This window comes from Flavobacterium bizetiae (assembly GCF_902804475.1).
Classification (GTDB): domain Bacteria; phylum Bacteroidota; class Bacteroidia; order Flavobacteriales; family Flavobacteriaceae; genus Flavobacterium; species Flavobacterium bizetiae.
In genome coordinates, this window is record NZ_CADCSU010000103.1 from 1 (window position 1) to 18,407 (window position 18,407).

The following is an 18,407-nucleotide window of genomic DNA, read 5'->3' on the forward strand; positions in this document are numbered from 1 at the left end:
TTCTTTGTATTGATTGTTTTAACCAATAAAAACATTTCAGAACGTTTTTTTGTAAAGAGTAATCTCGAAGAATCGTTAAAAGTAGCATCAGATTATGAGCCTAGAATTGTAATCTGGAATTGTGCTTACTCAATGACAAAAAAGTCGGATTATAATTCTTTAATTGGATTTAAAGGTTATAAAGAAATATCTAATAACTTTTTAGAATGTTATGCCAATACGATCGAAAATATTTCTAAAAAAGAATATTTTTTAACAGAAAAATTCAATTCTCATAATCAATTTATAGATTTATATTTGATAGGAGGTTTAATAGGTTTAGGATTATTTGTGGCATTTTTTATTAAATTATTTATAGAAGTGAGGAAGAATTTTTTCCAAACGGCAATTATAGTCTCTTTTTTATTGTTTTTTTGCGTTGAGAATATCTTTTATCGACAATTTGGATGTTATCTTGTTGGTATATTTATTTTAATTTTATCGCATATAAAGACCAAAATAAATGAGTAAAATTAAAATTGCCCATATTTTGCATTCCGTTGGAGGTGTAGATGTTTCATTGCGACAAATACTTCAAAACATTGACACATTAAACTTTGAAAATATTGTACTTCATGGCGATTCTGATACTCAGGTTTTATTTGAGGATAAAAATTCAAAATCAATAAAAGAATATCAATTACCAATTCATCGCAAAATTTCTATTAAAAATGATTATCAGGCAATTGTAAAAGCTTTAAAAATCATTCGTAAAGAACAACCAGATTTAATACATTCGCATAGTACAAAAGGTGGTGTTATTGCCAGAATTATAGGTTTTATTACAGATGTTAAAGTACTTCATACACCACAAGCTTTTTCATATTTAAGTACTGATAAAAAAATAAAAAGAATAACATATTTATTCATCGAAAAAATACTCTCAAAAGGGAAATCTGTTTTGTTAGCTTCATCTGAATCAGAATTAAAAAGAGCGATTGACGAGGTAGGCTATTCTAGATCTAAAACAGCACTTTTTAATAACGCGATAACTCCAATCGAAAAAATTTATGAACTTTCTATACCAAAAACATGGCCCGACAAGTATCTTTGTACAGTAGGAAGACCATGTTATCAAAAAAATACTGAAGAATTAGTACGCGTTATGCATGAACTTAATAAAACCGAAGATATACATTTGGTATTAATAGGTGTTGGACATCATGCAGATCAATTGGAGATTGTTCAAAATTTAGTTTTAAAATTAAATTTAAAAGAAAAGGTTACAATTCTTAACTGGACTTCGAGAGAAGACGTATTGCATATCATTAGCAAAGCAAAATTATATATTTCAGCATCAAGATATGAAGGTTTGCCATATGCTGTCATAGAAAGTTTGGCATTATCGATTCCAAATGTAGTTTCAGATTGTGATGGTAATCGCGATTTAATTAAAAATGATTACAATGGATTTTGTGTAAAAAATGACGATACACAAGAATTTAGTCAAAGAATTATTCAGTTATTAAAGGAAGAGAATTTGCATTATGAGTTTTCAAAAAATGCAAAAGAAACATTTTTAAAACATCATAACATTAAAGAAAAAATCAACAATCTTGAATCTATTTATAGAGAAGAATTAAAATAATATGAAAAGAATACTTATTACCGGAGCAGCAGGATTTTTAGGATCGCATTTGTGCGACCGATTCATTAAAGAAGGATATTATGTTATCGGGATGGATAATCTGATTACGGGAGATCTTAAAAACATAGAACATTTATTCAAATTAGAACATTTTGAATTTTACCATCATGATATTACCAAGTTTGTTCATATTCCTGGTGATTTAGATTATATTTTGCATTTTGCTTCGCCGGCAAGTCCTATTGATTATTTAAAAATTCCAATTCAGACTTTAAAAGTAGGATCATTAGGAACACATAATTTATTAGGATTAGCAAGAGTTAAAAAGGCAAGAATCCTGATTGCTTCAACATCTGAAGTTTATGGAGATCCGTTAGTTCACCCACAAACCGAGGAATATTACGGAAACGTAAATACAATTGGACCGCGTGGCGTTTATGATGAAGCAAAACGCTTTCAGGAATCAATAACAATGGCGTATCATACTTTTCATGGTGTAGAAACCAGAATCGTACGTATTTTTAATACTTACGGACCAAGAATGCGCTTAAATGACGGACGTGTAATTCCTGCTTTTATTGGTCAGGCTTTGCGCGGAGAAGATCTAACTATTTTTGGAGACGGGATGCAAACACGTTCTTTTTGTTATGTTGATGATCAGGTTGAAGGTATATTCAGATTATTGCATTCAGATTATGTATATCCGGTAAATATTGGAAATCCAGACGAAATCACAATTAAAGATTTTGCAGAAGAGATCATTAAATTAACCGGAACCAATCAAAAGGTAGTCTATCATCCCTTACCAATAAATGATCCTTTACAACGCCAGCCAGATACTACAAAAGCAAAAGAGTTACTGGGTTGGGAAGCAAAAGTAAGCCGTTCTGAAGGAATGAAAATTACCTACGATTATTTCAGATCACTTTCTAAAGAAGAATTATCGAAAGAAGAACACAAAGATTTTTCGAGTTATATAAAGTAATAAAAGCATAAGTCCAGAAGACATTACAATCTAATGAGCGAATTAGTATCTATTATAATCCCAACATATAATACTGAAAAGTTCATTGGATTGACTTTGCAATCAGTTCAAAATCAAAGTTATCAAAACTGGGAAGCAATCTTAGTTGATGACGCATCTATAGATAAAACAGTAGAAATTATAAAAGATTTTGCTGAAAAAGATAATCGGATAAAACTCTTTCAACTAGCTAAAAACTCTGGAAATGGAGTTGCACGAAATATTGCTTTAGAAAAAGCAATCGGAAAATATATTGCTTATTTAGATGCTGATGATTTGTGGTTTCCGTCTAAATTAGAAAAACAGATTCAGTTTTTAAAAGAGAATAATTTACCATTTACATTTAGTTTTTATGATTGTATTGATGAAGAAGGAAACAATTTAAACAGACGAGTTGAAGCACCGTTAAACCTAAGTTACAATCAATTGTTTTTTTGCAATTATGTTGGCAATTTAACCGCGATCTATGATTCTGATTACTTAGGGAAAATTATAATTGAAGCCACGCAAAAGCGACAAGATTGGAGATTGTGGCTTAGTATTGTAAAACAAATCGAAGAAACAAAACCAGTTCCGGAATCTTTGGCGTTTTACAGAATAAGAAAAGATTCCATTTCGTCTTCAAAATTTAAATTGATAAAACACAATTTTGGTGTTTACAAAAATTTTCACGGATTTAATTTTGTGTTTTCTGTTTTATTAATGATCCGATTTTTATTCACTCAATTGATTATTAAGCCAAAATATATAAAGAAAGGATAGTATTCTTCAAGGTCGCAATTTGTGACCTTGAAGAAATCGGTTTCCATTTTAAATCTTGAAGTCGCAATTTGCGACTTCAAGATTAGAATATTCATCAAAATTGGAGGTCACAATTTGTGACTTCCAATTATTAAATTCTGTTCAGAGAAGTTTAAACAACCATTCTTTAAGATCACAAAATGTTATCTTAAAGAATGGTTGCCAAAATTGGAGGTCGCAATTTGCGTCCTCCAATCTTCAAATCCTATTTTGGTAAGGTCAAACCTAAAAACTTGAGGTCACAAAATTGTGAGATCAAGTTTTCAAGGTCACAACTTGTGACCTTAGAGAATGTATTATTTTTTATAACCAATTTTTACTCTTTCATTTTCATCTTCTTTCTTTTCAGTCAATTCATCTAAATAAGAAAAAACCAATTCAATATTCTTATCGTGATTCTCTAACTTCTTTTGAATCTGAAGAATATTAACCTTAATTTCTGTCGTATCCAAAAGCATTTGTCTCACCTTTGTGAAAATACGCATGATTTGAATATTAGTTTGAATTGCTTTATCGCTTTTTAGAATGCTTGATAACATAAGAACACCGTGTTCAGTGAATGCCGCTGGTATATGGCGTAAACCCATTTTTTCAGAATTGGAGATCACAATTTGTGATTTCCAATTTTCAAATTCTGATTTATTAAGTTCAAACATAAAGTCTTCAGGAAATCTAGAAATGTTTCTTTTGACAGCTTGTTTTAAAATTCGTGTTTCAACACCATAAAGTAAAGCCAAATCACGATCAAGCATTACTTTTTGACCGCGAATAAAATATATTTTGTTAGAAATTGTTTCTTCAGAAAGTAAAGATTGATCCTCCATAGGTTTTAATTAAAAAAACAAATGTAAGATTTTATTTATATTTATAAATACGATTTGAATTGTTTTAGTTTTCCGCTTTTGCTTCTTCCCAGAACTGTTTTTCTGTTAAAACTAAAGTTTAAATTAGGCTCTAAATACAAGGAGATTGCCTTTTCTATCTTTTGAATTTGAGTTTTATTCAATTCAAAATCACTAACATATTCAATTTCAAAAGAATCTAATTTGGTTTGTTTGATGATAAATTCTTTGACATTTCCATCATCTTCAATGATGCTTTTGGTTACATAATAAAAGGTCAATCCAGGAGATTTTTTTCCGCTTGGCAAGATAGCAATGTCATTAGTTCTGCCAATTAGTTTTTTTAGAATTGGTTTTTGTGGCGTGCTTTTTTCGTCTAAAATCCCAATATCGCCAATTTCATATCGTATAAAAGGATGAGCTTTATTAAATAAAGAAGTGATCACGATTCGTCCTTCTTCCCCGTAAGGGAGAATTTTATTGTTTTCGTCAAGAATTTCGACAAAAAGGGTTTCTGCATTTATTTGCCATTCTCCATTTGGATTTTCAAAAGCAATTAAATCAAGTTCTGAAGCTCCGTATTCATTGATAATCGGAATTCCGAATTGTTTTTCTAAAAGTTTTTTATCTGACTCAAAAAGCATTTCTGAAGTAACAAAACAAGCTTTTAACGTTGGGCAAACCTCATTTAAAACAATATTTTTTCGTTCCAAATATTTAGCAAACAAAACGATAGAACTCGTATAACCATTGATATAATCGAATTTTTTCGTTTTGAATTTTTTTAGAAATTTTTCCAAAACTTCATCTGATAAATCAAAAACCGGAAAACGAAAACGATGCGTCAAAAAATCCTTAAGACGTTCTTTTTGATAGCCAATAAAATCCATAGGAATACCATAAAAACGAGCTTGGTACGAATGATTAAAATCAATACCAAACCATCCAAAACGCATAATGTTCGAAGCCCACGTTAAAGCATGAGAATATTTATCTTTAGCAAAAACAAAAGGAGTTCCGCTAGACCCGGAAGTTTTATTAACGTAAACATCTTTTCTGGAATATCCTTTTGAAAGCCGTTCTTCAAGAGGTTTTTGTAGATTCTGTTTGTTTAAAATTGGTAAATATTCCCATTTTTCAACTGTTTTATTTCTAACTAAATTTTTGTAGAAAGGATTATTTTTCAAATGAAAATCGACAATTTCTTTTTTTTTGTTTTGAAGAAAAAGAACATATTCCTCTTCAGATAAATTCACAATTTCATCCAATTCTGCTTTGGCTTTCTTTACAGGAAAACCATTTAATCGAAGCGAAATATCAAAAAGAGAAATCATTTGAGGATAAATTTTCATCAAAAATAATATTATCCAATTACTAACACAGAAGAATGAACAAGTTTTTAAGATTTAATTATTTTTTACGTACAAAAGCAATTATTTTTGCACCACAACTAAATACAACTACACATGACAATTTTACTATTGGGATCAGGCGGAAGAGAACATGCTTTTGCGTGGAAAATGATTCAGAGTCCGCTTTGCGAAAAACTTTTTGTTGCACCAGGAAATGCGGGAACGGCTGCAATTGCTACAAACGTTGCAATGTCTCCAACAGATTTTGATGCGATTAAAGCATTTGTAATTCAGGAAAATGTAAAAATGGTGGTCGTAGGGCCAGAAGATCCTTTGGTAAAAGGAATTTACGATTATTTTAAAAACGACGAAAGTTTACAACATATTCCGGTTATTGGGCCATCAAAATTAGGGGCTCAATTAGAAGGAAGTAAAGAGTTTGCCAAAGAATTCCTGATGAAACATAACATCCCAACTGCTGCTTACGACAGTTTTACTGCCGAAACAGTTGAAAAAGGATGTGATTTCTTAGAAACTTTACAACCTCCATACGTTTTAAAAGCAGACGGATTAGCAGCAGGAAAAGGAGTTTTGATTATTCAGGATCTTGAAGAAGCTAAAACCGAATTAAGAAACATGTTGGTTCACGAAAAATTTGGAGCAGCAAGTTCTAAAGTAGTAATCGAAGAGTTTCTTGACGGAATCGAATTAAGCTGTTTTGTTTTAACTGATGGAAAAAGCTATAAAATTCTTCCAACAGCAAAAGATTACAAACGAATTGGAGAAGGTGATACAGGGTTAAATACAGGCGGAATGGGAGCAGTTTCTCCAGTTCCTTACGTTGATGCTGTTTTGATGGAAAAAATCGAAACTCGTATCGTAAAACCAACAATCGAAGGTTTCCAGAAAGACGGAATAGAATATAAAGGATTTGTATTCATTGGTTTAATCAATGTAAAAAACGAACCAATCGTTATCGAATACAACGTGAGAATGGGAGATCCTGAAACTGAGGTTGTAGTGCCAAGATTAAAATCTGATTTGGTTGCATTGTTCCAGTCAGTTGCAGATCAAAAGTTAGATACTTTCGAATTAGAAGTTGATCCAAGAAGTGCGACTACAATTATGGTAGTTTCTGGTGGATATCCTGAAGATTTTGAAAAAGGAAAAGTTATTACAGGATTAGAAAATATTACAGATTCTATAGTTTTTCACGCGGGTACAAAATTAGATGGCAATAATGTCGTTAGTAATGGAGGACGTGTATTGACTGTAACATCTTACGGAGACGATTTTCAACAGGCCATAAAAAAATCTTACCAAAATATAGATAAACTAAATTTTGATAAGATGTATTTTAGAAAAGATATTGGCTTCGACTTACTTTAAAAAAGAGTGAGCTGTAGTATCTTGATTTTCTGTTCCGGCGTCATCAAAAATGCGTAATTGTTTAATCCAATAAACGATTGCGCATGCGCAGATGATCATAAAAATCCAGTTAATAGTATTAGCACCAAACCAAGTAATAAGTTCTAAATGACGTAAAAAGTCAAGTGGAGCAAATAAAATGTTAACGAATAAGTATTGAATTCCTTCGAAAAAAGCTGTCATAATTTATAAAATTATATGTTATTTATTGTTGTGTAACGCATTGAAGTTAAAATTCAGATAACAGAATCTTTTTTCAACTTGTTGGGTTTTCCTTTTTAAACAAGTATTATATTTACAATCACAAAAGTATAAAATATCCTTATGATAACAAGTGTTTTTAAAAAATCTACGCCATTAAATTATTCATTGGTCGTAATTTTAATACTGGTTTTCTTTTTTATTTTTCAAATTAAAGATCCATCATGGGTGAGTTCTTATTTTTTGGCGTTCCAAAAAGTAAGTGTGCTGCTCTTTATTTTAGCTTCTTTTTTCCTGGTTAATTTTATCGTAAAAAAGAACGGACTCAGTAAAGACAACGGTTACGCGATCTTTTTCTACTTATTGTTTATATTATTCTTTCCTACGATTTTTAATAATTCGAATGTCGTTTATGCCAACTTTTTTATTTTGCTGGCGCTTCGAAGATTAATTTCGCTGCAATCCCTAAAAGCTTCAAAAGAAAAAATATTCGATGCCTCTTTTTGGATTTTAATAGCCGCTTTATTTCAATTTTGGTGTATTCTTTTCCTGATATTGGTATTTATATCCATCATTTTTCACGTTTCAAGAGATTATAGAAACTGGATTTTACCTTTTATAGCGCTTTTAGCCGTATCAATAATCTTTTTATTGATAGCGCTGATATTCCATATCGATATCATTGAATTTTTTCAGAAACGTGCCGTAATCGATTTTAACATTACTTATTTCAAGAATAATTACGAAAACGGAGCACTTTCAATATACGTTGCAGTCGCTTTGTTTTTTGTAACATCAATGTTAACTACATTGTCAAACAGGCCTCAAATCGTACATTCATCATACAAAAAGATCATAGCCTGTTTTTTTATAGCAGCCCTTGTTTACATTGTGTCGCCAGACAAAAGCAATGATTTATTGTTGTTTAGTATTGCCCCGTTAACCATTATGGCAGCAAGCCACGTCGAGTATATGCAGCAAAAACTCAACAACGAGATTGTTTTTTATGTATTGATTTTGTGTAGTTTATTTACCTATTTCTCTCAATTATAATTTACTTCCGTAAGCAAGATCACCAGCATCTCCCAGACCAGGAATAATGTAGTTTTTCTTATTTAATTTCTCGTCGAGAGAAGCCACCCATAAATGGCAATTGTCCGGAAGGCTTTCTTCAAGAAAAGCAATTCCTTCTGGTGCAGCAATAACCACTACAATATGAATCTCCTTTGGAGTAGCATTTTGAATCAGTTTTTCATGAACCGCTACAATAGATTGCCCCGTTGCCAACATCGGATCAAGCAATAAAACCGTTTTATCATTGATGTTTGAAACAGCCTGATATTCAACCCGAATTTCAAATTCGTGATCATTATTAGGATGATATCTGCAAGCCGATACAAAGCTGTTTTCGGCATGATCAAAATAATTCAAAAAACCGTTATGAAGCGGCAATCCGGCTCTTAAAATTGAACATAAAACCAAATCACTTTCAATTTCGGTTGTCTTTTTAATACCAAGCGGAGTCTCAATTTCAACTTCTTTATACGACAAATCCTTACTAAGTTCATAAGCCATAATTTCGCCAATTCGCTCAATATTTCGTCTAAAACGCATACTATCGTTTTGAACGCTTACGTTTCTGATTTGACCTAAAAAGTGATTTAATACGCTATTATTTTCAGAAATATAATGGATTTTCATAATAAAAATTTAGAATTATCAATGGGTTACAGTACGATAACGAAAATTTCATCGTTTTATTCGCACGATAAAAGTATAAAAAGTATCTTTGTAACTCTAACAAATAAAGACATGTTTTCAAAATTAGCATATTCTGTTTTCGAACAAAGCATCAAGGATTATCATCAATTTGATAATGTAGATCAACCTATAAACAATCCTTACCCTAAGGATAAATTCGAGCATTTGTTATATCTAAAAAACTGGATTGACACTGTTCAATGGCATTTTGAGGACATCATTCGTGATCCGCAAATAGATCCTGTAGCAGCTCTTACCTTAAAAAGAAGAATCGATGCTTCAAATCAGGAACGTACTGATATGGTAGAATATATCGACAGCTATTTTTTACAAAAATACAGCGATGTAAAAGTAAAAGATGGTGCAAAAATCAACTCAGAAAGTCCGGCTTGGGCTTTTGACAGATTGTCGATCCTGGCATTAAAAATTTATCATATGCATGAAGAAGCTACTCGTGCAGAGGCTTCACAAGAGCACAGAGATAAATGTCAGGAAAAACTAAACATCCTTTTAGAACAAAGAAGCGATTTATCAACAGCGATTGATGATTTGCTTACAGATATCGAAAACGGAGATAAATTCATGAAAGTGTACAAACAAATGAAAATGTACAACGACGATGAATTAAATCCTGTTTTATACCAAAATAAGAAATAATTTCTGGAGCTATTTCCAGCTTTCCATTTCATCCCGATAGCTATCGGGACACAAAAAAATAGAGTTTCTATTGTTAAAAAAAGAGCTTCCGTTGGTCGCTTTTTTTAAACAAGAAACTTTATTTTTTTTGCTCCGGGATTTTCATTTCAATCTGGGCTAAAAATACAGAACCGGAAAAAGACGTGAATTTAAAAACATCAAGAAATTGTCTAGTAAAATTAAGCATATAGCCGTCATGAGACTTTCCGCAATGGGAGACGTCGCCATGACGGTTCCTGTTTTACGCGCTTTTGTAAAACAGTATCCAGAGGTAAAAATCACCGTAATTTCACGTCCGTTTTTCAAGCCATTTTTTGACGGAATCCCGAATCTTGACTTTTTTGCTTTTGATGAAAAAGAATGTCACAAAGGTTTTGCGGGACTTTTGAAACTGTTTCAAGACGTGAAAAAGCTTAAAATTGATGCTTTTGCAGATCTTCATAATGTTTTAAGATCAAAAATTGTGAGTTTACTTTTCGCTTTAAGCGGAAAAAAAAGAGCCACTGTTGACAAAGGTCGTGAAGGTAAAAAAGAGCTAACACGCGCCGAAAATAAAGTATTCAGGCAATTGCCAACTATGTTCGAAAGACATGCAAAAGTGTTTCAGGAACTTGGTTTTCCTTTAAATTTATCCAACCCAACTTTCCCTGAGAAGGCAAGTTTAAGTTCAGAAATTCTCGAAATTATTGGCGACAAAAACCAAAAATTAATAGGCATTGCACCTTTTGCACAATACGATTCTAAGGTTTATCCGCAAGATTTAATGCAGGAAGTGATTGCAAAATTGGCAGCTAATAAAGAGTATAAAATAGTACTTTTTGGAGGAGGAAAGAAAGAAATCGAAATACTGGAATCATTTGCAAAACCATTTGAAAATGTAATCAATATGGCCGGAAAAATTAAATTTCAGCAAGAATTACAGCTTATTAGTAAGCTCGAGGTAATGCTTTCTATGGATTCCGGAAACGCACATATTGCAGCAATGCTGGGCGTAAAAGTTATCACACTTTGGGGCGCAACACATCCGTATGCAGGATTTTTGCCTTTCAATCAAACGATGGAAAATGCTTTAATTTCAGACCGAAATCAATATCCGCAATTGCCAACATCAGTTTACGGAAACAAAATTGTCGAAGGTTATCAGGATGCAATGAGAACCATACTTCCGGATGAAATTGTAAATAAAATTCAGAGTCTTTTGTAAATTATAGGAGGCTAAAATCTCAATAAAAAAAATCCAAATCCCAATTGTAAAAGTTGGAATTTGGATTTTTTTTATTGGAATTTAATTGTTTATAAATCAAGAAAAAGATATCCCATTGCTTTCTTTTTGTTTCTATCGACTACAACTTCTACAAAATGATTTTCTTTTTCTGTAGCGAGCAAAATGTGCTCAAAATCTTCAGTTGAATTTCGGTAAACCTTATGTACCAGTTCAGATTCTTTAATTTTTTTCGATAAAATTTTAGCAGCTTTTAATTCGCTCACATAGGGCCAAATATTAAAAAAACTATCTTTTGATGATATTTCTTTCATTCCTTCGCTCATTGATGAATTATATTTTTCTGCCGAAAGTAATTTAGGCGCTTTTCTGTTTCTTCTTTTTTTAATTATAAAATAAATACAAAAACAAGAGGTTATTACAAAAAGTACGATAAAAGATAGACGGAGGTAATGATGCATTGCCATGATATTTAATATTTAAACGTGTTGACAAATCTTATTTAGCTCTACAATTTCACAAAAGGGGAGATTGCGATTACTGTAATTTCACCTCTAATATAATAAAAAATCGGCAATATTTTAGCAATATTTTGGTTTTATTTCAATGCCAATTAAAGCCAAATTTTCTCGTCTCTACATCTGCTGTAAATATAATTTTTAAGATTCGAAATTGTAGCTTCATAATTTGGCGCTTCATAACCAAATCGTTCGTGTTCCATTTGCTCTTTTTCGATAGCATTACAGCCTTTTATTACTTCTTTGAGCATATCCAGCATGGCAAGTTCTTTATTATTGGTTTTCTGAAATTTAAGATCAACAATTTCATCTTGCAATTCTTCGCAGTATTCTACAAGTTTCTCTACTTCAGGTTCGTCTAAAAGATATTCTTTACTTTTAAAAATTTCTCGTACGGATCTCATGTTAATTAAATTTTCATTTTGTTAAATGCCAAATTCCAATTTCTCCTCTTTGTCAAAGTGTTAAACTTTGACAAAGATTGTCTACTATTTTTTGTCATTCCGTGGAACGACGGATCTCAGTAAAAAACTTCGCAATCAAAATCGCCAATCTTTGTAGAGCTACTTGTGGAGTTCCCTCGTTCCTCGGGATGACAATAATAGTGGTTATTTTGTGTGAAATATTTTTAAGCTTTGACAAAGATTAAAAAAATAATAAAACAAAAAAACAAGATTTAGTAGCATTGGCAGTGTTCAGTAATTAGTAGACATAAAAAAGAGTTTGCATTGCAAACCCTTTTTTATAACTGTGACGGTAAACTGAGACTGAAAACTTTCTACACGTCATCATAATCTACATAAATAGACTCTGATGTTGGATGCGCCTGACAAGTTAAAATTAAACCTGAAGCGATTTCTTTATCTGTTAAAATGGAATTTTTAGTCATTTCGGCACTTCCAGAAGTTACACGAGCAAGACAGCTGCTGCAAATTCCGCCCTGGCAAGAATATGGAGCATCGATTCCTTGTTTTAAAGCCGCATCTAATATGGTTTGTTTTTGAGACATTTCGAACGAAACTTCGTCATCATCTACTAAAACAGTAATTTTTGTATGTCCTTCTAGTGAAGCTTTTATTTCATTTTCCTGAGATGATGAAGTAAAAAGTTCAAACTTAATAGCTGATTCTTTTACGTTTTTCTCCTTTAAAATAGCAGAAACCGTATTGATCATTTCTTCTGGTCCGCACAAGAAAAACTTATCAAATTGTAATTCTTTGTGTTTGTTATTCAAAACAAAATTTACCGAAGATTTCTCGATTCTTCCAAACAATGCATTTTCGGCTTTAGCCTGGCTAAAGACATAATGCACGAAAAAGCGACCTACATATTGCAATTGCAAATCATGTAACTCCTGATAAAAAATAGTGTCTTCTGGAGTTTTATTTCCGTAAACCAATATAAATGAACTTTTTGGTTCACTCTTTAAAACTGATTTTATGATCGAAAGTACAGGAGTAATTCCGCTTCCGGCAACAAAAGCTGCGTAGTTTTTTTGTCTTTCTGCGTCTGGCTCAAAAGTAAATATCCCTTCAGGATGACCTACTTCAAGAACATCGCCCGCTTTAAGTCTGGTATTCGCAAATTGAGAAAACAAACCGTTTTTTACTGCTTTTACTGCAATTCTTAATTCACCGCTTTCTGGTGCTGAACAAATAGAATAAGCACGACGAATTTCTTGGTTATCAAGAGTTAATTTTAAATTTATGTATTGTCCGGCTATAAATTTATAGTCTGGTTTTAGTTCTTCAGGAACATTAAAAAGTACAGAAACCGCGTCTTTTGTTTCGCGTTTTACCTCTTTAATTATAAGTTTTAAGAATGAAGGCATGATTGTATATTTTATGCAAAAGTAGCAAACGGAGATTAAATGTCAGGCACGAAATAATTATTTTTAACTTTTTTTGTAACGTTTGGTTACATTTGATCTCTTACTACAAAACTGAAAACCAAATAACCATGATTAAAAAGTTTATTTATCTAGAATGGAAAGCCTTTACGAGATCAGCATCCTTTGGTGCAAACGTGGCAATGAAAATTTTAATTGGTTTTTTGATGGTTTATTTTTCGGTACTTTTTATCGGAATGGGCGTTGGAGCATTTTATGTATTAAGAAAAATGAATCTCGAACCCTTATCAACCATCAACCAATTTCTAATTTATTATTTTCTGTTTGATCTCGCTGTTCGCTTGTTAATGCAGGCAATCCCGGTATTGAATATCAAACCATTATTGGTTTTACCTTTCAAGAAACCAACCATTGTTCATTTCTCATTAGGCAAAACAGCTTTGTCTTTTTTTAACTGGGTTCATGCCCTTTTCTTCATTCCCTTTTCGATTGTGCTAGCCATGGAAGGTTACGACATTACGGGGATTATTTTTTGGCTGTTAGCCGCATTTTCGTTAGTATATATCAACAATTTCCTGAATATTATTTTAAGTAATATTGATAAATTATTTGTTGTTTTTATTGGAATAATTATGGCTTTGGGCGCCTCTCAATATTATAAAATATTTGATATTACGACCTTTACAACGCCTGTTTTTCAGGGATTTTATGAAACAAAAGGATTGTTTATAATTCCAGTTTTGGTATTAGCCGGATTGTATTTATTTACATTTAAATATTTTAAGAACAACCTGTTTTTAGATGCAGGACTTTCTAAAAAAGAAGACATTGCGACTACAGAAAATCTTTCCTGGCTGAATCAGTTTGGGACTTTGGGAACCTTTCTAAAAAATGATATTAAATTGATTAAGAGAAACAAAAGGTCAAAAACAACCATATTTATGAGTGTTTTCTTTTTGTTCTACGGTTTCATCTTTTTCGGAAACACACATCAGCCGGAAGTGATGCATATTTTTGCAGGAATCTTTGTTTCAGGAGGATTTTTATTTGTCTTTGGTCAGTTTGTACCAAGCTGGGATAGTTCGTATTATCAATTAATGATGACACAGAATATTCCGTATCGCGGTTATATTACTTCAAAATGGTGGCTGATAGTTATTGGTACTATTATTTCGACAATCATCGCTTCTTTTTATCTTTTCTTCGGATGGGAAATTTACTTAACTATTGTAGTTGGAGCCATTTATAACATTGGTGTAAACTCGCATTTAGTACTTTTGGGCGGAGCATTTACAAAAACACCAATCGATTTAAGCTCAGCCGGCGGTGCTTTTGGAGATAAAAAAGCTTTTAATGCCAGTGCAATGTTATTGACTTTGCCAAAATTATTATTGCCTTTAGGACTTTATGCTATTGGCCTTCATTTAGGAAACAAAACCATCGGTTTAGCATTAGTGGCAGGTGCCGGAGTTTTAGGTTTTATCTTAAAAGACAAAGTTTTTTCTTTAATCGAAAAAAGGTATAAAATCGAGAAATACAGCACGATAAGTGCTTACAAACAAAAAAACTAATTAGAGAATGTGCCAATTTGATAATGTGAAAATTTTATCCAATTGCAACCAAACTTAAACAACAAGCAAGAGATTTTTTAATCTAAAATCAATCATCTAAAATCTAAAATCACCATGATACAAGTAAATCAACTTTCAAAACAATATAACGGAACAACAGTTTTAAACATTAACAATCTTGAAATTCCAAAAGGACAAAGCTTTGGTTTAGTAGGTAATAACGGAGCAGGAAAAACTACTTTCTTTAGTTTGTTATTAGATCTTATTCAGCCTTCTACAGGAAATATTACAAACAATAGTATTCAGGTAAATACCAGCGAAAACTGGAAATCTTTTACAGGATCTTTTCTTGACGAAAGTTTTTTGATAGGATATTTAACTCCAGAGGAATACTTTTATTTTATTGGAGATTTACGTCATCAAAATAAAGCCGATATTGATGCTTTATTGAAACAACATGAAGAATTTTTTAATGGAGAAATCCTGAATAACAAAAAATATTTAAGAGATTTATCAAAAGGAAACCAGAAAAAAGTGGGGATTATTGCCACACTTATAGGTAATCCTGAAGTAGTTATCTTAGACGAACCTTTCGCAAATTTAGATCCTACAACCGTAAGCCGATTAAAAAAAATAATAAAAGATCTGGCCGATAATCCTAATGTTACCGTATTGGTTTCTAGTCATGATTTGCAGCATACAGTAGAGGTTTGCGATAGAATTGTAGCTCTTAATAAAGGCGAAGTGGTAAAAGATATTCAAACTTCAAAAGAAACCTTACAAGAACTGGAATTGTTTTTTGCGGTTTAAATTTCTATATTTCAAAAAGAAGCGTATTTTTACAAGTCAATATACTAAAAATCCTTTTTAGCAGTTAATTGATTTAAAATCTTTTCTATTGAAAAAGAATACTCTTAAATATAGTTTTTTTCTTGTCTTTTTGTTTCTTTTGATAGCCTGTTCTACCAAGAAAAACACTTTTTTAGCTAGAAATTCACACGCCTTAAGTACAAAATACAACATTTTGTACAACGGGGGAATTGGTCTTGAAAAAGGTTTACATGCAATTCAGGCCAACAATCAGGATAACTTCTGGAAGACTCTGCCTATAGAAAAAATGCAGGTTGATGAAAATTTTTCTGAAGAAGAAAAAGCTAAAAATCCGGATTTCGAAAAGGCAGAAACCAAGGCAACAAAAGCCATCCAGAAACACTCCATGAATATTGGAGGAAGAGAGCGAAATTCACAAATCGACGAAGCTTATTTAATGCTTGGAAAAGCCAGATACTATGATCAGCGCTTTATTCCGGCACTTGAAGCATTCAATTATATTTTATATAAATACCCAAACAGCAGTAATATCTACACGGCAAAAATTTGGCGTGAGAAAACAAATATGCGGCTAGGGAATGATGCTATTGTTTTAAAAAATATTAAACTATTATTAAAAAATACAGATTTAAACAAACAGACTTTTTCTGATGCAAATGCTTTACTGGCAGAAGCTTTTTTAAATTTAGAACAAAAAGACAGCGCGGTTTCCAGACTTAGAGTTGCCGAAGAATTTACAAAAGTAAACGAAGACAGAGCACGTTACCGCTTTATTTTAGGGCAGATGTATCAGGAAGCCGGCAAAAAAGACAGTGCAAGTTATTTTTATGATGGTGTAATCGATATGAATCGAAAAGCCGATCGTAAATATATGATGCACGCCTATGCTAAAAAGGCCGAAATGTTTGATTATAAAAATGATAACAAGCAAATGTTTCTGAAGTCTTTTAACAAGCTAGTTACAGACCGTGAAAACCGACCTTACTATGATATTCTTTTTTATCAAATGGGTGTTTTTTATGATAATTATAAATTACAGGATAGTGCGCTGATTTTCTATAACAAATCGCTGTTCAGAAAATCTAAAGATCCGTATCTGGTAGCTTCGACTTATAGAAATATTGGGAACATGTATTTTAAGAATACCAATTATACAATGGCTGCCAAATATTATGACAGTACATTAGTAAAATTAGATCCTAAAACAAGGGAATATGCATTTATTCAAAAAAACAGAAAAAATTTAGATAACGTAATTAAGTACGAAGGAATTGCAAAACGCAACGATAGTATTATTAAGGTATACGGTTTACCTGCACCCGACAGAAAATTATATTTTGAAAATTACATTGCCGAACTTAAAAAGAAAGATGAAGCAAAACGTATTTTAGAAGAAAAAGAAAAGGAAAGATTAGCCAATATAGATCGTAATACAAATTTAGGAAGCGAGCCAACAGCTATAAATCCTAATTCTATTGGCAAACCACCTTCAGATCCTGAAGGTATTATGCCGCCAGGAAATAATTCAGGAAGTACCTTTTATTTTTACAACCCAACAACAGTTGCTTACGGAAAATTGCAATTCAAAAAATTGTGGGGTAACAGGACTTTGGGCGGAAATTGGAGATTGGCTGCAGTAAAATCTGCCAATAATGCGGCAATGAACGATACAATCAATAACGATTTGGATGCGGCGAATAAATTAAAAGATTCTATTGTAATCGAAAAGTATACAACTGCTTTTTACGAAAAACAACTTCCAAAAACACAAGCTGCGATGGATAGTATTGGGGTAGAGCGTAATTTTGCCTACTACCAGTTAGGACTTATTTATAAAGAGAAATTCAAGGAGTATAATTTGGCAAGTGATAAATTAGAACAGTTATTGAAAAATAATCCTGAAGAAAAATTGATTTTGCCATCGATGTATAATTTGTACAAAATATACCAAATTACAAATCCGGCAAAAGCTGAAGCTATCAAAATGGATATTAGTTCTAAATATCCAAATTCGAGATACGCACAAATTTTAAATAACACCAATTCAGAAGATTTAGCATCTGCAGATAAAGAGTATCAAAAATGGTATAAGCTATTTCAGGAGGAACAATTTGATACCGTTTTAGATAATATAGATAATTTAATCAATCAGTATTCTGGAGACGAAATTGTTTCTAAATATGAATTGCTAAAAGCAAATACTTTAGGAAAAGTAAACGGTCTTGCGGCTTATAAAAATGGTTTAGAGACAGTTGCTGATAATTATCCAAATAGCGACGAAGGTAAAAACGCCAGAGAAATTTTAGAAAAACAAATTCCAGGTTTAGAAAAACTTGATTTTACATCTGTTGACACTAAAAACTGGAAAATTTTATACCTGGTTCCTAATAATGATTCTAAAACCCGTAAAAAAATTGAAGAAGCAATTAAAGTCTTTTTGTTGGTTGAAAATTATGAAAGACTAACCACTTCTTTTGACAGATACAATAAAACAGAAAGTTTTATCGTTGTTCATGGTTTAAAATCAGAGGCTTATGCCAAAGATGTTTCTGGAGTTTTTAGAGATGATAAAAAATATCAAATATCAAATCAGCCTATTATCATATCAAGTGATAATTATAAGTTGATTCAAATAAAGAAAAATCTCGAAGCCTACTTAGCCCCAAAAACCCCATAATCCCCAT

17 protein-coding genes and 1 pseudogene are annotated in these 18,407 nt (G+C 31.9%); 11 read left to right on the plus strand and 7 right to left on the minus strand.

Annotated features, from left to right (window positions below):
* The 4 genes and pseudogenes from FLACOL7796_RS13570 to FLACOL7796_RS13585 all read left to right on the plus strand — a co-directional run.
* Window positions 1–510 (plus strand): annotated as a pseudogene (locus FLACOL7796_RS13570) (hypothetical protein); the annotation flags it as partial.
* Window positions 503–1,627 (plus strand): glycosyltransferase, encoded by a 1,125-nt coding sequence (locus FLACOL7796_RS13575; RefSeq protein WP_173971309.1) that lies wholly within the window; start codon window positions 503–505, stop codon window positions 1,625–1,627. The pseudogene FLACOL7796_RS13570 and the gene FLACOL7796_RS13575, both read left to right, overlap by 8 nt.
* Window position 1,628: 1 nt before the next feature.
* Window positions 1,629–2,612, plus strand: coding sequence for a UDP-glucuronic acid decarboxylase family protein (locus FLACOL7796_RS13580; protein WP_041519840.1), 984 nt, complete (start codon window positions 1,629–1,631; stop codon window positions 2,610–2,612).
* A gap of 33 nt (window positions 2,613–2,645) precedes the next feature.
* A complete protein-coding gene (locus FLACOL7796_RS13585; RefSeq protein WP_173971310.1) occupies window positions 2,646–3,413 on the plus strand; it encodes a glycosyltransferase family 2 protein in 768 nt (255 codons plus the stop codon).
* Window positions 3,414–3,748: 335 nt separating this feature from the next.
* Here the strand turns inward: FLACOL7796_RS13585 and FLACOL7796_RS13590 are convergent, their stop codons facing one another.
* Complete coding sequence (locus tag FLACOL7796_RS13590) at window positions 3,749–4,276, minus strand: ORF6N domain-containing protein (protein WP_173971311.1); 528 nt, start codon at window positions 4,274–4,276, stop codon at window positions 3,749–3,751.
* A 41-nt stretch (window positions 4,277–4,317) separates the two neighbouring features.
* Window positions 4,318–5,628, minus strand: coding sequence for a phenylacetate--CoA ligase family protein (locus FLACOL7796_RS13595; RefSeq protein WP_173971385.1), 1,311 nt, complete (start codon window positions 5,626–5,628; stop codon window positions 4,318–4,320).
* A 132-nt stretch (window positions 5,629–5,760) separates the two neighbouring features.
* Here FLACOL7796_RS13595 and purD point away from each other — a divergent pair, with 132 nt between their 5' ends.
* Entirely contained in the window at window positions 5,761–7,035 is a 1,275-nt protein-coding gene (gene purD / locus FLACOL7796_RS13600; protein WP_173971312.1) for a phosphoribosylamine--glycine ligase, read from the plus strand.
* Here purD and FLACOL7796_RS13605 read toward each other — a convergent pair.
* Entirely contained in the window at window positions 7,027–7,257 is a 231-nt protein-coding gene (locus tag FLACOL7796_RS13605) for a DUF6341 family protein (protein ID WP_041519835.1), read from the minus strand. The two genes, purD and FLACOL7796_RS13605, sit on opposite strands and share 9 nt — an antisense overlap.
* Window positions 7,258–7,398: 141 nt before the next feature.
* Here FLACOL7796_RS13605 and FLACOL7796_RS13610 point away from each other — a divergent pair, with 141 nt between their 5' ends.
* The gene (locus FLACOL7796_RS13610) at window positions 7,399–8,328 is read left to right on the plus strand and encodes a DUF6427 family protein (RefSeq protein ID WP_173971313.1); all 930 of its coding nucleotides are present in this window, start codon (window positions 7,399–7,401) and stop codon (window positions 8,326–8,328) included.
* On the opposite strand, the gene upp is transcribed toward FLACOL7796_RS13610, so the two are convergent.
* Window positions 8,323–8,976 (minus strand): uracil phosphoribosyltransferase, encoded by a 654-nt coding sequence (gene upp / locus FLACOL7796_RS13615; protein WP_173971314.1) that lies wholly within the window; start codon window positions 8,974–8,976, stop codon window positions 8,323–8,325. The two genes, FLACOL7796_RS13610 and upp, sit on opposite strands and share 6 nt — an antisense overlap.
* 111 nt (window positions 8,977–9,087) lie before the next feature.
* Here upp and FLACOL7796_RS13620 point away from each other — a divergent pair, with 111 nt between their 5' ends.
* Together FLACOL7796_RS13620 and FLACOL7796_RS13625 are read left to right on the plus strand one after the other, a co-directional pair.
* Complete coding sequence (locus FLACOL7796_RS13620) at window positions 9,088–9,693, plus strand: DUF4254 domain-containing protein (protein WP_121327958.1); 606 nt, start codon at window positions 9,088–9,090, stop codon at window positions 9,691–9,693.
* 235 nt (window positions 9,694–9,928) lie between these two features.
* Window positions 9,929–10,936, plus strand: a complete 1,008-nt coding sequence (locus tag FLACOL7796_RS13625) for a glycosyltransferase family 9 protein (protein ID WP_173971315.1) — start codon at window positions 9,929–9,931, stop codon at window positions 10,934–10,936.
* Between the two features lie 89 nt (window positions 10,937–11,025).
* On the opposite strand, the gene FLACOL7796_RS13630 is transcribed toward FLACOL7796_RS13625, so the two are convergent.
* From FLACOL7796_RS13630 to FLACOL7796_RS13640, 3 genes are all read right to left on the minus strand, one after another.
* Window positions 11,026–11,415 carry a hypothetical protein gene (locus FLACOL7796_RS13630; RefSeq protein ID WP_232067377.1) on the minus strand — a complete coding sequence of 130 codons (390 nt, stop codon included), beginning with the start codon at window positions 11,413–11,415 and terminating at the stop codon, window positions 11,026–11,028.
* Between the two features lie 152 nt (window positions 11,416–11,567).
* Window positions 11,568–11,876, minus strand: coding sequence for a hypothetical protein (locus tag FLACOL7796_RS13635; protein ID WP_173971317.1), 309 nt, complete (start codon window positions 11,874–11,876; stop codon window positions 11,568–11,570).
* 374 nt (window positions 11,877–12,250) lie between these two features.
* Entirely contained in the window at window positions 12,251–13,303 is a 1,053-nt protein-coding gene (locus tag FLACOL7796_RS13640; protein ID WP_173971318.1) for a ferredoxin--NADP reductase, read from the minus strand.
* A 128-nt stretch (window positions 13,304–13,431) separates the two neighbouring features.
* On the opposite strand from FLACOL7796_RS13640, the gene FLACOL7796_RS13645 reads away from it, so the two are divergent.
* The 3 genes from FLACOL7796_RS13645 (at window position 13,432) to porW (ending at window position 18,400) form a co-directional block, all read left to right on the plus strand.
* A complete protein-coding gene (locus FLACOL7796_RS13645) occupies window positions 13,432–14,892 on the plus strand; it encodes a DUF5687 family protein (protein WP_173971319.1) in 1,461 nt (486 codons plus the stop codon).
* 114 nt (window positions 14,893–15,006) lie between these two features.
* Entirely contained in the window at window positions 15,007–15,702 is a 696-nt protein-coding gene (locus tag FLACOL7796_RS13650) for an ABC transporter ATP-binding protein (RefSeq protein ID WP_173971320.1), read from the plus strand.
* An 88-nt stretch (window positions 15,703–15,790) separates the two neighbouring features.
* Window positions 15,791–18,400: a type IX secretion system periplasmic lipoprotein PorW/SprE gene (porW, locus tag FLACOL7796_RS13655; RefSeq protein WP_173971321.1), complete on the plus strand. Its 2,610-nt coding sequence runs from the start codon at window positions 15,791–15,793 to the stop codon at window positions 18,398–18,400.
* Window positions 18,401–18,407: the final 7 nt, after the last annotated feature.

Excerpts from the sequence above, each read along its gene's own strand:
- FLACOL7796_RS13575 (WP_173971309.1), top strand. The coding sequence starts at position 503 with ATGAGTAAAATTAAAATTGCCCATATTTTGCATTCCGTTGGAGGTGTA.
- FLACOL7796_RS13580 (WP_041519840.1), top strand. The coding sequence starts at position 1,629 with ATGAAAAGAATACTTATTACCGGAGCAGCAGGATTTTTAGGATCGCAT.
- FLACOL7796_RS13585 (WP_173971310.1), top strand. The coding sequence starts at position 2,646 with ATGAGCGAATTAGTATCTATTATAATCCCAACATATAATACTGAAAAG.
- FLACOL7796_RS13590 (WP_173971311.1), bottom strand. The coding sequence starts at position 4,276 with ATGGAGGATCAATCTTTACTTTCTGAAGAAACAATTTCTAACAAAATA.
- FLACOL7796_RS13595 (WP_173971385.1), bottom strand. The coding sequence starts at position 5,628 with ATGATTTCTCTTTTTGATATTTCGCTTCGATTAAATGGTTTTCCTGTA.
- purD (WP_173971312.1), top strand. The coding sequence starts at position 5,761 with ATGACAATTTTACTATTGGGATCAGGCGGAAGAGAACATGCTTTTGCG.
- FLACOL7796_RS13605 (WP_041519835.1), bottom strand. The coding sequence starts at position 7,257 with ATGACAGCTTTTTTCGAAGGAATTCAATACTTATTCGTTAACATTTTA.
- FLACOL7796_RS13610 (WP_173971313.1), top strand. The coding sequence starts at position 7,399 with ATGATAACAAGTGTTTTTAAAAAATCTACGCCATTAAATTATTCATTG.
- upp (WP_173971314.1), bottom strand. The coding sequence starts at position 8,976 with ATGAAAATCCATTATATTTCTGAAAATAATAGCGTATTAAATCACTTT.
- FLACOL7796_RS13620 (WP_121327958.1), top strand. The coding sequence starts at position 9,088 with ATGTTTTCAAAATTAGCATATTCTGTTTTCGAACAAAGCATCAAGGAT.
- FLACOL7796_RS13625 (WP_173971315.1), top strand. The coding sequence starts at position 9,929 with ATGAGACTTTCCGCAATGGGAGACGTCGCCATGACGGTTCCTGTTTTA.
- FLACOL7796_RS13630 (WP_232067377.1), bottom strand. The coding sequence starts at position 11,415 with ATGCATCATTACCTCCGTCTATCTTTTATCGTACTTTTTGTAATAACC.
- FLACOL7796_RS13635 (WP_173971317.1), bottom strand. The coding sequence starts at position 11,876 with ATGAGATCCGTACGAGAAATTTTTAAAAGTAAAGAATATCTTTTAGAC.
- FLACOL7796_RS13640 (WP_173971318.1), bottom strand. The coding sequence starts at position 13,303 with ATGCCTTCATTCTTAAAACTTATAATTAAAGAGGTAAAACGCGAAACA.
- FLACOL7796_RS13645 (WP_173971319.1), top strand. The coding sequence starts at position 13,432 with ATGATTAAAAAGTTTATTTATCTAGAATGGAAAGCCTTTACGAGATCA.
- FLACOL7796_RS13650 (WP_173971320.1), top strand. The coding sequence starts at position 15,007 with ATGATACAAGTAAATCAACTTTCAAAACAATATAACGGAACAACAGTT.